A 13,402-nucleotide genomic window follows, 5' to 3' on the forward strand; every position below is an offset into this window, starting at 1 on the left:
CGCGTACAAAAACCGTGACGGCGCTCGCATGTGCCTGTCACTGCCGGGCGTAGTCTTTGACACCATGGTGATGTCACGGTGAATCTGCGCGGACTGCTGTACAGCATCTACGAGCGACGACTCCTCAGTCATCTCGACGGTCTCGCGCACCCACGGCACGTAGCCGTGATGTGTGACGGAAATCGGCGATGGGCTCGCGAGAACGGCTTCACCGATGTCAGTCACGGGCACCGCATGGGCGCGCTCAAAATTGCCGAATTGCTCGAGTGGTGCGACGCCGCCGGAATCGAGATGGCAACCATCTACCTGCTCTCGACCGAGAACCTGCGCCGCGAGCCGGAAGAGCTCGACACCCTCCTCGAAATCATCACCGACGTCGTCGAAGAGATCTCCGGGCCCGGCAAGAACTGGAGTGTGCAGATCGTCGGGGCTCTCGATCTTCTGCCTCCCGAGCAGTCCAGGCGCTTGCGGGAAGCGGCGGCGGGGACGAGCGGCCGAACCGGGACACATGTCAACGTCGCGATCGGATACGGCGGGCGTCAGGAGATCGCCGACGCCGTCCAATCGCTCCTGCGCGACAAGATCGGTGCGGGCCTGAGCGGAGACGAACTGATCCAGGCCGTCACGGTCGACGGCATCGACGGGCATCTGTACACGTCGGGACAGCCCGATCCGGATCTGGTGATCCGCACCTCCGGCGAGCAGCGGCTCTCCGGATTCCTGTTGTGGCAGAGCGCCTATTCGGAGATCTGGTTCACCGAGGCGTACTGGCCCGAGTTCCGTCGAGTCGACTTTCTTCGAGCCTTGCGCGATTACGCGGCGCGCCACCGCCGGTTCGGCGCCTGAGCCGTCTCAGAGCTTGCGCAGCCGCAGCCGGTTGATCGTGTGATCGGCGTCCTTGCGCAGCACCAGGGTTGCGCGGGGACGGGTGGGGAGAATGTTCTCCACCAGGTTCGGGTGATTGATCGAGTTCCAGATCTCCTTCGCCGCGATGGTCGCGTCACGGTCGGAGAGGCCGGAGTAGTGGTGAAAGTGGGCGTTCGGATCGGCGAACGACGTGTTGCGTAGCGCAAGGAACCGCTGGATGTACCAGGCTTCGATGTCCTCGATGCGGGCGTCGACGTAGATCGAGAAGTCGAACAGATCGGAGACCATCAGACGCGGGCCGGTCTGCAGGACGTTGAGGCCCTCGATGATGAGGATGTCGGGCTGGCGGATCAGGTGGTACTGGCCCGGGATGATGTCGTACGACGTGTGCGAATAGACCGGTGCCGCTACCTCTTCCGCCCCGGACTTGACTTCGGTGACGAAGCGCAACAGCTTGCGGCGATCGTAGCTTTCGGGAAAACCCTTGCGGTGCATGATGCCCCGACGCTGGAGTTCCCTGGTCGGATAGAGGAATCCGTCCGTGGTGACGAGGTCGACGCGCGGATGGTGATCCCAGCGGGCCAGGAGAGCTTGCAGCACACGAGCAGTCGTGGATTTTCCGACCGCGACCGAACCGGCGACACCGATGACGAAGGGCACCTGACGGTCGGGATGCTTCTCACCGAGGAAGGTCGCGGTGGCCGCGAACAGCCGTTGGCGCGCCGCCACCTGCAGGTGGATCAGACGTGCGAGGGGGAGATAAACCTCGGCAACTTCTTCGAGATCGATCTGCTCGCCGAGACCACGCAGGCCGTACAACTCGTCCTCGGTCAACACCAGTGGCGTCGACTTACGCAGTGTCCGCCACTGCTTGCGGTCGAACTCGACGTAGGGACTCGATTCGTTGGTGCGCGCCATCAGCCCAGCTCACCGGCACGTAGTGAACCCGGGGCCCGGCGGACGAAACAGCTATGCGAGCAAGCCAGGCGCGTGTGCGCACGATCCGAGTGCATAGTCGGATTGTGCTCGGTGCCACGTCCGGGACTTTCGCCGGGTGGCATTCCGGAGCGAGCGACTAGGCTCGGTCGTTATGGATCCAGACACACTTGTTCGCCAATACCTGCTGCTCGGACTGGGTTTCGACCGTCTCGAAGACGGGTTCGTCGACGCGTTCACCGGTGACCCGGCGCTGCGTAAGCAGATCGAGAGCGCCCCGAAGCCCGATCCGCGTGAACTTGCCCGCACGGCACGTGAATTGCGGGGCGAGTTGGCCGGAAGTGGTCTGAATGCCGAACGCGCCCACTTCGTCGACGTACACCTTCGCGCCCTGGAATGCTCCGGGCGCAAGTTCGCGGGTGAGGACATCGGCTTCGTGGACGAGGTCGAGGCGTACTTCGACGTCCGAATCGAGAAGGGAAACGAGGACGCCTACAGCGACGCTCACCGGTTGATGGGTGAAGTTCTGCCCGGTCCGGGACCGCTGGCGCAGCGGGTGCAGGCGCATCGCAAGGCCGACGAGATCCCCGCGGCGAAACTGAACGAATGCGTCGAGGCAATGTCGAGTGCGCTGCGCGATCTGGTCCGCGGCACGTTCGGGCTTCCCGCGTCGGAAACCGTCGAATACGAAGTGGTGGGGGACAAGCCGTGGTCCGGCTTCAACTACTACCTCGGTGACTACCGCTCCAAGGTTGCGATCAATTCGGATCTGCCGCAGTTCATGGCCAACCTGCCGCGGCTGATCGCGCACGAGTCCTACCCCGGCCATCACACCGAGCATTGCCGTAAGGAAGCCGGTCTGGTCGGTTCGGGCCAGCTCGAGCAGACACTGTTCCTGGTCAACACGCCGCAGTGCATCATGGCCGAAGGCCTCGCGGATTTGGCGCTGGAAGCGATTGTCGGCCCGGACTGGGGTTTGTGGGCGCAGGACATCTACGCCGACCTCGGCTTGTCTTTCGACGGGGAAAAGGCGCAACGGCTCTCCGCCGCGTCGGGGCAACTGCTGAGTGTCCGGCAGGATGCGGCGCTGATGTTGCACGACGAGGGGCGCAGCCTCGACGACGTGGCGCTGTTCCTCGAACGGTGGTCGCTGTCGACGCCGGAACGCGCTCGCCAATCGCTCAAGTTCCTGTCTTCGCCGCTGTGGCGGGCATACACCAGCACGTATGTCGAGGGATACCGGCTGCTCGGGGGCTGGCTGGACGAGGTGCCGGTGGGCGCGGAGCGCACCGAACGCTTCCGCAGGCTGCTCGACGAGCCGCTGGTCCCCAGCTCTCTGCGTGCTGCCTAGTGCCGGGTGGAGACGGCGGGAGCGAACTTCGTAGACTGGACGCATTCGTTTCCGCATCCAGCTTGGAGATTCCTCGATGACCGCTGTGCCCGGCTCCGACGTCAACTCTGCATCACTCGCCGAACTCGACCCCGAAGTCGCCGAGGCGATGGCTGGTGAATTGGCTCGTCAGCGCGACACGCTCGAGATGATCGCGTCGGAGAACTTCGTTCCCCGCTCGGTTCTGCAGGCTCAGGGCAGCGTCCTGACGAACAAGTACGCCGAGGGCTACCCGGGACGTCGTTACTACGGCGGTTGCGAGCACGTCGACGTCATCGAGGATCTGGCGCGCAACCGTGCGAAGGAACTCTTCGGTGCAGAGTTCGCGAACGTTCAGCCGCACTCGGGCGCACAGGCCAACGCTGCTGTTCTGATGGCACTGATGAACCCGGGTGAGAAGCTGCTCGGCCTCGACCTTGCACACGGTGGTCACCTCACGCACGGCATGAAGCTGAACTTCTCCGGCAAGTTGTACGACGTCGCGTCCTACGGCGTCAGCAAGGAAGATCACCGCATCGACATGGACGAGGTGCGCTCGATCGCCCTCGCCGAGAAGCCGAAGGTCATCGTTGCCGGTTGGTCCGCGTACCCGCGTCAGCAGGACTTCGCGGCGTTCCGTGCGATCGCCGACGAGGTCGGGGCGTACCTGTGGGTGGACATGGCTCACTTCGCCGGACTGGTTGCGGCAGGCCTGCACCCGTCGCCCGTCCCGTACGCAGACGTCGTCTCCTCGACCGTCCACAAGACCCTCGGTGGTCCGCGTTCGGGCCTGATCCTGGCGAAGAAAGAGTGGGCCAAGAAGCTCAACTCCGCTGTCTTCCCCGGTCAGCAGGGTGGACCGCTCATGCACGCCATCGCGGCCAAGGCAGTCACCTTCAAGATCGCTGCCGGTGAAGAGTTCAAGGATCGTCAGGCACGCACCCTTTCCGGTGCGCGCATCCTTGCCGAGCGTCTGGGCAACAAGGACGTCGCAGACCAGGGCATCAGCGTCCTGACCGGCGGCACTGACGTCCACCTCGTGCTCGTGGACCTGCGTAACTCGCAGCTCGACGGCCAGCAGGGTGAGGACCTTCTGCACGAAATCGGCATCACGGTCAACCGCAACGCTGTTCCGTTCGATCCCCGCCCGCCGATGACCACCTCCGGTCTGCGTATCGGTACCGCAGCGTTGGCCACTCGCGGATTCGGTGATGCCGAGTTCACCGAGGTCGCCGACATCATCGGTACCGCTCTGGCCGGCAACGCGGATCTGCCGGCGCTGCGTGCGCGCGTCGCCAAGCTCGCTCTCGACCTTCCGCTGTACGACGGTCTCGAGAACTGGGGCCTGCTCAGCAAGAACGTCTAGGAATTCCTTCACCGACGGCCCGGTCCCTTTCGAGGGGCCGGGCCGCTGGTTTTGCCAGTCGCGGATTGTGGCATCGGTCACATGACCGATGGTGGCCGAGTTCGGTGCTTCCTAGCCTGAGAGCATCACCCCTCCGGCGAAGGAAACCCCATGACCGAACAGAATCTGCATTGGCTCTCCGCTACCGAGATGGCGGCGTCGGTCGCGTCGAACAATCTCTCGCCCAACGAGATTGCCGAAGCGATGATCCAGCGCGTCGACGCCGTCAATCCGTCGATCAACGCGATAGTGCAGTTCGATCGCGAGCAGGTGACGCGCGATGCGGCCGAACTCTCACGGCAACAGGAAGCGGGCGAGAAGCTCGGCCCGCTGCACGGCGTTCCGTTCACGATCAAAGATCTGACGGCAGTCGACGGGCTGCCGACCACGTTCGGGATGAAGCCGATGGCCGACAACATCGCGACGGGAAATGCCGTCGTCGTGGACAGGCTGCGTGGCGCCGGCGGACTGTTCCTGGGAAAGACGAATACTCCCGAAAGTGGTTACTACGGTGGCACGGACAACCACCTGTACGGGCCGACGCACAACCCGTGGAAGCTCGGCAACAGCGCGGGCGGGTCCAGTGGCGGTGCGTCGGCTGCCGTGGCTGCAGGCCTCGGGCCACTCGCCGAGGGCAGTGACGGCGCGGGATCGGTGCGTATCCCGTCGGCGCTCTGCGGGGTCGTCGGGTTGAAGCCGACCACCGGCGTCATCCCGCAGACCATCCTGGCCGGGCGCTTCTACAACTGGGCGTATCACGGTCCGATCACCCGGACTGTTGCCGACAACGCGCTGATGCTCGACATCATGGCCGGGCCGGACAATGCGGACCCGCTCTCGATCGAGCGTGCCGAGACCTCGTACGTCGAAGCCTCGAAGGGCGACGTGAAGGGCCTTCGCGTGGCGTGGTCGACGAATCTCGGTCTCGGCCATGTTGATCCGGAGGTGCTGGCGGTGTGTCTCGACGCGTTGTCGGCATTCGAGGAATTGGGTGCCCGGATCACCGAGGCGACCCCGCAGTGGGGAAATCCGTCGGAGTCGATGTGGAACGGCATCTGGGTTCCCGGTTTCGCTTCCGAATACGACTTGCTCGACTGGGAGAACCAGCGCGGCGAGGTCGACGACAACCTGATCGAGATCATGCACGAGGCCGAGCGGCTCACCGGTGTCGACGTCGGGCGGGCCGACGCATTCCGCGGCGTCATGTGGGACACGTGGACGACGTTCATGAACGACTACGACGTGTTGGTCTCGCCGACCCTGGCTTCGGCCACGTTCCCGCTCAGTCAGTTCGCGCCGTCGTGGCTCGAAGGTGCGTCGCTGCGTGAGCAGTTGCTCGATTGGCTCTTCACCTACCCGTACAACATGCTCAACAATCCGGCGATCACCGTGCCCGCTGGATTCACCGCCGACGGTCGACCGGTGGGGCTGCAGATCGCCGCACGTCACCGCCGGGACGCAGTGGTCCTGCGGGCTGCAGCGAACTTCGAAGCGGCACGTCCGTGGGCGGACAAGAAGCCGGCCGATTCACTGGTCGTGGCCTAGCTCACACGATTGGCTAGATTGGTGTGATGACGTCTGTACTGCCTGATCGCGGCGCTGGACCTGACATGTTCGCGCCGCGATCGCCGGCGGCCGGGGCGTACGGCATTCTCGGCCTGTGCGCCGAAGAACTCCGCGCACGTGGACTCGCGTACTCGGCTGCGGCGGTCACGTACCGGGACCCGTCGAGCGGAAGGCATCGGGCTCTGGCGAGTTCCGGATACGACGCCAGGGTGCTCGAGTTCCTGCTCGAGGACTTCGTCGCCGATCGCAATCTCTTCGGCATCATTCGCGAGGCTTCGGGCGTGCCCGTGTTCTGGCAGGACGTGCCACGATTCGAGCAGGTCGAGATGGTCACCGATGTTCTGCGGCCGTCCGGGTACGCCGAGGGTGCCTCGGTCGCATTGGGGTTCTCCGGCCGTGAGGTGACCGGATTGCTGCACATGAGCTTCGCGGATTCCGGCGTCGTCGATCGCGTACGGGAGGTGGTGGCGGCGTCCAGCGCAGCCTGCTCGCGCGTCGTGGGGGACCAGGTGGCGCTCGATCGTGTCCATCTGAGCCCACGGGAGATTCAAGTACTGCAATTGGTGGCCAGGGGCGCGGGCAATGTCGAGATCGCCGAGGAGTTGTTCGTCAGCCGTCGCACCGCCACCCATCTCGAGAACATCTTCGTCAAGACCGGAACCAATTCGCGGGTTCAGGCAGCGGTGCGCGCCGCGAAGTGGGGTCTGATCGAGTCCTGAGTGACGCCGAATCACACGAGTGGCATTTTGTTACCTGGCGTTCACCAGATGTGCGGCTCGTTCCGTGGCGCGAGTGTCCGATCCGCAGTACCGTCGGCAGTAACGAGTAACCAGAAGTTACTTGTGCGGGAGGTTCTGATCGTGACTGAAACACTCAGTACGAGAGGGCCGGCGCCCGGCCCTTGTTTCAGCTGACACAGCGTCACCTGACACCAGAGCCGTCCGGCCCAGCGAGCTGAGTTTGCGCGGGTGCCGCGCAGACCTAGGAGCCCAACGTGACTGCATCACGCTCCGTCTCTGCCCACTCGGCCCGGGCTGATCTATCAGCCGGGAATCATTCGGGAGATGCACTTCGCACGTACGTCTTGGATACCTCGGTACTACTGTCCGATCCATGGGCTGTCACTCGATTCGCCGAACACCACGTGGTACTCCCACTGGTCGTGATCAGTGAACTCGAAGGCAAACGGCACCACCACGAACTGGGATGGTTCGCCCGAGAATCGCTCCGCATGCTCGACGATCTACGGATCGAATACAGCCGCCTCGACCGTCCGGTGCCGATCGGCACCGAGAACGGGACGCTGCAGGTCGAACTCAATCACACCGACCCTGCGGTCTTGCCAGTCGGATTCCGCACGGACAGTAACGATTCGAGGATTCTGGCGTGTGCGCTGAACCTTGCGGCGGAGGGCAAGGACGTAGTCCTCGTCAGCAAGGACATTCCGCTTCGTGTGAAGGCGGGCGCGGTGGGACTACCTGCCGACGAGTACCACGCTCACGACGTCGTGCCCTCCGGATGGACGGGTATGACCGAGCTGGACGTCGCCTCGACGGACATCGACGAGCTGTTCAACGAGGGTTTCCTGGACCTCGACGAAGCGCGAGATCTGCCGTGTCACACGGGTCTTCGCCTGCTCGGTGGTTCGTCGAGCGCCCTCGGTCGGGTGACTCCCGACAAGCGCATCCAGTTGGTGCGCGGTGAGCGCGAGGCGTTCGGGTTGCACGGCCGCTCCGCCGAGCAGCGCATTGCGCTCGATCTCCTCATGGACGAGAGCATCGGCATCATCTCTCTCGGTGGTAAGGCGGGCACCGGTAAATCGGCCTTGGCTCTGACGGCAGGTTTGGAAGCCGTTCTCGAGCGGCGCACTCAGCGCAAGGTTGTCGTCTTCCGTCCGTTGTATGCCGTTGGCGGACAAGAACTCGGCTACCTTCCCGGTAGTGAGAGCGAGAAGATGGGCCCGTGGGCTCAGGCCGTTTTCGACACTCTCGACGGGTTGGCCTCGCCAGAGGTTCTCGAGGAGGTTCTCGCCCGCGGAATGCTGGAAGTGTTGCCGCTGACGCACATTCGCGGTCGGTCGCTGCACGATTCGTTCGTGATCGTCGACGAAGCGCAGTCGCTCGAACGAAATGTTCTGCTGACAGTGCTTTCTCGTCTGGGAACCGGCTCGCGAGTGGTCCTCACGCACGACGTCGCGCAGCGTGACAACCTGCGAGTGGGCAGGCACGACGGAGTTGCGGCCGTCATCGAAAAGCTCAAGGGGCACCCGCTTTTTGCGCACATCACACTCACGCGCAGTGAGCGTTCGCCGATCGCCGAGTTGGTGACCGACATGCTCGAGGAGTTCGGCCCCACTTCCTGAGAAGTGATCTCCCCGTGCGGACTTCCGTCTGCACGGGGAGATGCCTGGGTTTGAAGTTGTTCAGTTTTGCAGCGGTCCCAGTTCGTTGTCGAGAACTTCCTGCACGACACGCATCGCCGCCAGTCCGGCCGGAGCGCCGCAATACGCGCTCGCGTGGATCACGGTTTCGACGATCTCGGTGCGCGTCAAGCCGTTTCGCAATGCCCCACGTACGTGGCCTTTGAGTTCGTTCTCGGCGCGCAGCGCGATCAGCATCCCCAGATTGATCAGACTACGACTGCGGCGATCGAGTCCGGGACGCGTCCATACCGAACCCCAGACGTTGGCCGTCACGAAGTTCTGCAGTTCTTCGCTGTCCGTTCCGCGGGTGCGCTCGAAGGCGGCGTCGACGAAATCGGCCCCCATGACTTCGGTGCGCACAGCCAATCCGGCGTCGAAGGAGTCAGGCGTGGTGTTTTCGGACATGGCAGGTTCGCTCGCTTTCGGCAGGTGATTTCAGGCCGGAGCAAGCCTACTTCGTGTCCCGGTCCCGACGACTGCGCGGCCGACCGCGCTCACCACGCCCCACGCGACGTCTCGCAGACTGAAGTAGTCCCGCCAGACGCAGACCTTGCCGTCGCGCAGTTCGAAAGTTCCGCATACCCAGAACTCGATGCGCAGCGGTCCGACGGTGAGGATGTCGGTGCGTTCGGTGAGCACCGTGGACTCGTCGCCGACGATGTGGTGCATCTCCGCCTCGAATTTCAGTGAAGGCTTGGTGACCAGACGAAGCGCTCGTACGACGGTCTTCTTGCCTCGCAGGGTGGGGAGTGAGACGTTCTGCCAGACGATGTCGTCTGTCATCAATTCGGCTGCGGCGTCCACGTCGAAATCGGTGAGGGCCGCGAACATTGCGTTCACCGTGGCTGTCGAACTACTCATGGGGTGTCCTTGGCTGATTATTCGGCCGGTGTTGCCCGGATGAAGGTACCGAGATGATCGTGATCGAAGTACTCCAAGGTTAGCGAGTTTCCGTCGAAGGTGGCCTTCGAGACCGTCCCGGCCGGTGCGTTCTCGCCGCTGAGCGGGAACGTGAAGGTGTTTCCGTCCCAGTGGGTCAGAGGGTACGTCGCGGCCGCGGGACCCATGGTCAAGGTCAGCGCACCGTTCTGCTGCGTCACGAGCGCGGGACCCCAGTACGGATTGCCGTAGTCGCCGGTCAATTGGTCTGTCGGTGGCGCGGGAGCGGGGGAGGCCGGCGGCGTCCTCCCGGCAAGTTCGCCCTCAGGGTCGGCTTGTGAGGCAAAGGACGCTTCGTACAGCGGGCGCCACTCGCGGGTGATCTTCCCGAACTGCACCAGATCGGCGAATTCGGCGGTCAAGGTCTCTGCGACGCCGGTAGGCGTGCCGTTGGTCAGAACGACTATGCCGACGTCAGCGGAGGGAATCGTCACGAAATTGGTCCCGGCACCGAGCAGGAAGGCACCGGAGTGGCTGGCGGTCACACGGCCTGCCGCGCTGTCGGAAACATTGAACCCGTAGCCGTAGAAGCCGGAGCGTTCCCCGATTTCCTGCGCATGGCGCGAGACGATTTCCGGGTTGACTGCGGGCACGAGCGCATCCGTCTGAACGACCTGCTGCCCCTGATACCGACCGCCCGACAGCACCATGTCCAACCACTTGGCCATGTCGTTCACCGAGGAGCTGACTCCACCGGCGGGGGATTGGGCGTCGGCGTCCCGAACCGGCCCTACCTTGTACTTTCCGTCTTCGAGGATGTGGCCGACTGTTCGATTTTCTCGGGCTTGGTAATCGGCGAACCGCGAAGACGTCGATGTCATACCAAGCGGACCGTAGATCGTGTTCTGCGACAGCGTTTCCCAATCGGTGCCCGCCGCGGCTGCAACGGCCTCCGCACCGGCAGTGACGCCGAAGTTCGTGTACTCGTATGTGATTCGGAAGGGATTGAGCGGTAGTTGGCGAAGTTTTTCGAGCACCTGGGCCCGGTTGTAGCCCAGGTCCTCCAGCCCGTCGCCGGCGTGGTCCGGTAACCCCGACCGATGCGTGTAGAGATCGGAGATCGTGAGGTGGTCGGTCACCCACGGATCGGCAAGCGCAAACCCCGGCAGTTTCGAGATCACCGGAGTGTCCCAGTCGACGGTCCCGATTCCGACTTCGTGGGCGACCACCGTGGCCCCGACCGATTTCGACACCGATGCCAGTTGGAACACGGTGTCGGCATCGACGGTGGCGCTCTTACCCAACTCGCGAACCCCGAATCCCTTTGCGTACACAGTCTTACCTCCGTGCACCACGGCCACCGCCATGCCGGGAACACCGGAACTTGCCATGAGGTCGTTCGCGAGGCCGTCGAGCTTCCCGACCGCGTCGTCGATTTGCCCGTCCGGGATCGGCACCCCGACGTCGAGACCCGGGCTGCCGTCGCTGACGACCGGCCCGGGCGCCGACGTGGTGTCTGAATTCGACGAGCATCCGGCGAGCAGGGCGACCGTCAGTACTACCGGAACCGCCGCTGCCGACAGTCGCGAGCTGTTTCTACTGGTGATGGACACGAGATTCTCCCTAGCAGGGTTGTCGTCGGTACCACTCGGTCAATCCAGTATCGGGGAACGGCGGGCTGATATTGGGACAAATCGGGAAACCTTGTAGCTACTTCGGGGTCTTGGTTGTCAGACTGCCGAGAATGGAGCCTTCCGTGACCGGCTTCCAAGGGAGCAACAACGCGACCAGCAGAGCGGTGATCAATGCTGCTCCGACTGTGAAGTACGACGCGATGGCGAAACCTTCCAGGCATGCGGTCTTCATCGTGTAGATCAGACTGTCCTTCTGCTGCTCGAAGAGCGGACTGATGTCGCGGGAGCGGATCTCGATGACGCTGAGCACGGACTCACGAGCGAAGCCTTTCTCCTGCGCCGACATCACGGCGTCGGGAATGGCGTCGACGATCGGAGCCACCTTGGACGTGTAGTACGAGGCGACGATCGAACCGATGACGGCGACGCCCAGGGTCCCGCCGAGCTCACGCGTCGTGTCGTTGACTGCCGAACCTGCGCCGGCTTCGTCGAGGGGCACCGAGGACATGATGGAGTCGGTAGCCGGTCCCTGGACAATTGCGAGGCCCAGACCCATGAGAACCATCGAGATCACGACGGGTCCGAGGTAGGGCGTCTCGACGGTCGTCTGGCCGGCCAGGAACATGCCGCCGCTGAGGACGAGGAGGCCGAACACCATCACTGCGGTCGTGCCGAGTTTCTGTGCCGCCAAGGTGGCGACGGGGGCGCCCACGGCAACAGCGGCGGCGAAAGGCAAAGAGTGGATGCCGAATTCGAGCGGCGAGTATTCGCGAACGCCCTGGAAGTACTGCGTGATCAGGAACAAGAACCCGAACATACTGAAGTAGCTGACCGCAATAGCCAAGGCGGGGAAAGAAAACCGCCGGATTCGGAAGAGATTCATGTTCAGGATCGGCGCGTCGGTGCGCAGTTCCCATGCTACGAATGCGGCCAACAACACTGTCGCAGAGAGGTATCCCGTGATGCTGAATGTCGACACCCATCCGCGATGTGGTGCGTCGATGATGGTCCACACCAGAATGACGATGCCCAGTAGCGACAAGATTGTTCCGACGAAATCGAATCGGCCGACGTGGAGCGCCTTCGATTCCGGAACAACCAGCAGCACACCCACGATGACCAACAATGCTGCCGGAACGTTCATCCAGAACACCGAGTGCCAGGAGAAGTGCTCGAGAAGCCAGCCGCCCGCAGTCGGGCCGATGGCAATCGCGAAGCCGGCCATTGCGGTCCAGGCCGCGATGGCGATGGCTCGTTCTCTGGCGTCGGTGAAGATGTTGGTGATCATGGCCAACGTAGCCGGAAAGACAGCTGCGGCAAAGACACCCATGGCGGCTCGCGCCATGATCACCTGTTCGAGGTTGGAAGCCAAGGCGCCGACGAGCGACATCGCACCGACGCCGATCAAGCCGATGATCATCACTCGGCGGCGTCCGAAGCGGTCACCCAGGTGGCCGAAAGTGAGTAGGAACCCGGCGAAGGTCAACGTGTACGCGTCGACGATCCACTGCAGGTCGCTGACGCTGGCGAACAAGTCGACGCTCATCGTCGGCAGTGCGACGTTGACCACTGTGTTGTCCAGCACGACAAGGAGTTCGGCGAGGCAGATGAAGATCAGCGCAGTGAATCGACGGGACTTGGTCATCATGGGCGCCGAGGGCGCCGGTGCAAGTGTGTGAGACATGTTTGTACGCCATCTCTGCTCCTGCGCGGACGGCAGCAGCGGTTGGAAGAAAGAGGGTTGGTCAGCTCGGGGCCGAGACCAGAGCATTGAGGTGAGCGCCGATGCGATCGAGAGGCGCCGTGGTGTGCTGAGCTTTTGCCATCAGCGTCGCGCCTTCGATTGACGCGATCACGACGGTTGCCCACTGTGCTGCAGTCTCGGACGGCTGTCCCTGCTGCCAGAAGAACGATGTGAGAAGCGATTCCCACGAGGTGAAGGATTCGCCCGCAGCAGTTAATGCCGCCGGCGTCGACGCGCCCTCCACTGCCGCGGCTGCGACCGGACAGGAGGAGGTGAAATCGCTCTCTACCAAGCTGTTTCGAAATATCGTGACAACCGCGTCGATGATCTCCGGTGGGGAAGACTGAGCGATCATCGAACTGATGGCGGCACTGACGCCCCGGCCGAAGTAGGCAACTGCTTCGCCGGCCAGCTGTCCTTTGCCCTCGGGAAAGTAGTGGTACACCGACCCGCGGGGAGCTCCCGAGCGTTCGACGATCTCGGTGAGCGAGGTCGTCGCGATCCCGTGTTCACGGAAGGCATTGATGGCGCCGACCAGCATCAGAGTGCGGGAATCGGAGTCGGCCATCCCGCCATCGTA

At 63.4% G+C, this 13,402-nt stretch carries 12 protein-coding genes; 6 read left to right on the forward strand and 6 right to left on the reverse strand.

What is annotated here, in order from left to right:
• The first annotated feature begins 78 nt into the window (after positions 1 to 78).
• Positions 79 to 846, forward strand: coding sequence for an isoprenyl transferase (locus V3587_RS05835; protein ID WP_003945211.1), 768 nt, complete (start codon positions 79 to 81; stop codon positions 844 to 846).
• Positions 847 to 852: 6 nt separating this feature from the next.
• Here V3587_RS05835 and coaA read toward each other — a convergent pair whose 3' ends face one another.
• Positions 853 to 1,785: a type I pantothenate kinase gene (coaA, locus tag V3587_RS05840; protein ID WP_003945270.1), complete on the reverse strand. Its 933-nt coding sequence runs from the start codon at positions 1,783 to 1,785 to the stop codon at positions 853 to 855.
• A 172-nt stretch (positions 1,786 to 1,957) separates the two neighbouring features.
• Between coaA and V3587_RS05845 the strand changes: the two genes are divergently transcribed.
• The 5 genes from V3587_RS05845 (at position 1,958) to V3587_RS05865 (ending at position 8,505) form a co-directional block, all read left to right on the forward strand.
• Positions 1,958 to 3,154, forward strand: coding sequence for a DUF885 domain-containing protein (locus V3587_RS05845; protein ID WP_161120280.1), 1,197 nt, complete (start codon positions 1,958 to 1,960; stop codon positions 3,152 to 3,154).
• 76 nt (positions 3,155 to 3,230) lie between these two features.
• On the forward strand, positions 3,231 to 4,538 hold the full coding sequence (gene glyA / locus V3587_RS05850; RefSeq protein WP_003945195.1) for a serine hydroxymethyltransferase: 1,308 nt from the start codon (positions 3,231 to 3,233) through the stop codon (positions 4,536 to 4,538).
• A 150-nt stretch (positions 4,539 to 4,688) separates the two neighbouring features.
• A complete protein-coding gene (locus tag V3587_RS05855) occupies positions 4,689 to 6,122 on the forward strand; it encodes an amidase (RefSeq protein WP_283376200.1) in 1,434 nt (477 codons plus the stop codon).
• Positions 6,123 to 6,148: 26 nt separating this feature from the next.
• Positions 6,149 to 6,862: a helix-turn-helix transcriptional regulator gene (locus V3587_RS05860; RefSeq protein ID WP_283376201.1), complete on the forward strand. Its 714-nt coding sequence runs from the start codon at positions 6,149 to 6,151 to the stop codon at positions 6,860 to 6,862.
• Between the two features lie 275 nt (positions 6,863 to 7,137).
• Positions 7,138 to 8,505, forward strand: coding sequence for a PhoH family protein (locus V3587_RS05865; RefSeq protein ID WP_003945274.1), 1,368 nt, complete (start codon positions 7,138 to 7,140; stop codon positions 8,503 to 8,505).
• Between the two features lie 60 nt (positions 8,506 to 8,565).
• Here V3587_RS05865 and V3587_RS05870 read toward each other — a convergent pair whose 3' ends face one another.
• From V3587_RS05870 to V3587_RS05890, 5 genes are all read right to left on the reverse strand, one after another.
• The gene (locus tag V3587_RS05870; RefSeq protein WP_003945227.1) at positions 8,566 to 8,970 is read right to left on the reverse strand and encodes a carboxymuconolactone decarboxylase family protein; all 405 of its coding nucleotides are present in this window, start codon (positions 8,968 to 8,970) and stop codon (positions 8,566 to 8,568) included.
• Positions 8,971 to 9,000: 30 nt separating this feature from the next.
• Positions 9,001 to 9,426 carry a limonene-1,2-epoxide hydrolase family protein gene (locus V3587_RS05875; RefSeq protein WP_269612899.1) on the reverse strand — a complete coding sequence of 142 codons (426 nt, stop codon included), beginning with the start codon at positions 9,424 to 9,426 and terminating at the stop codon, positions 9,001 to 9,003.
• Between the two features lie 17 nt (positions 9,427 to 9,443).
• Complete coding sequence (locus tag V3587_RS05880; protein ID WP_283376202.1) at positions 9,444 to 11,057, reverse strand: serine hydrolase; 1,614 nt, start codon at positions 11,055 to 11,057, stop codon at positions 9,444 to 9,446.
• Positions 11,058 to 11,154: 97 nt separating this feature from the next.
• Entirely contained in the window at positions 11,155 to 12,726 is a 1,572-nt protein-coding gene (locus tag V3587_RS05885; RefSeq protein ID WP_003945261.1) for an MFS transporter, read from the reverse strand.
• Between the two features lie 97 nt (positions 12,727 to 12,823).
• The gene (locus V3587_RS05890) at positions 12,824 to 13,390 is read right to left on the reverse strand and encodes a TetR/AcrR family transcriptional regulator (RefSeq protein ID WP_259121094.1); all 567 of its coding nucleotides are present in this window, start codon (positions 13,388 to 13,390) and stop codon (positions 12,824 to 12,826) included.
• Positions 13,391 to 13,402 lie beyond the last annotated feature (12 nt).

Origin of the sequence: Rhodococcus sp. IEGM 1306 (genome assembly GCF_036541985.1) — a bacterium.
Taxonomy (GTDB): Bacteria; Actinomycetota; Actinomycetes; order Mycobacteriales; family Mycobacteriaceae; genus Rhodococcus_F; species Rhodococcus_F qingshengii.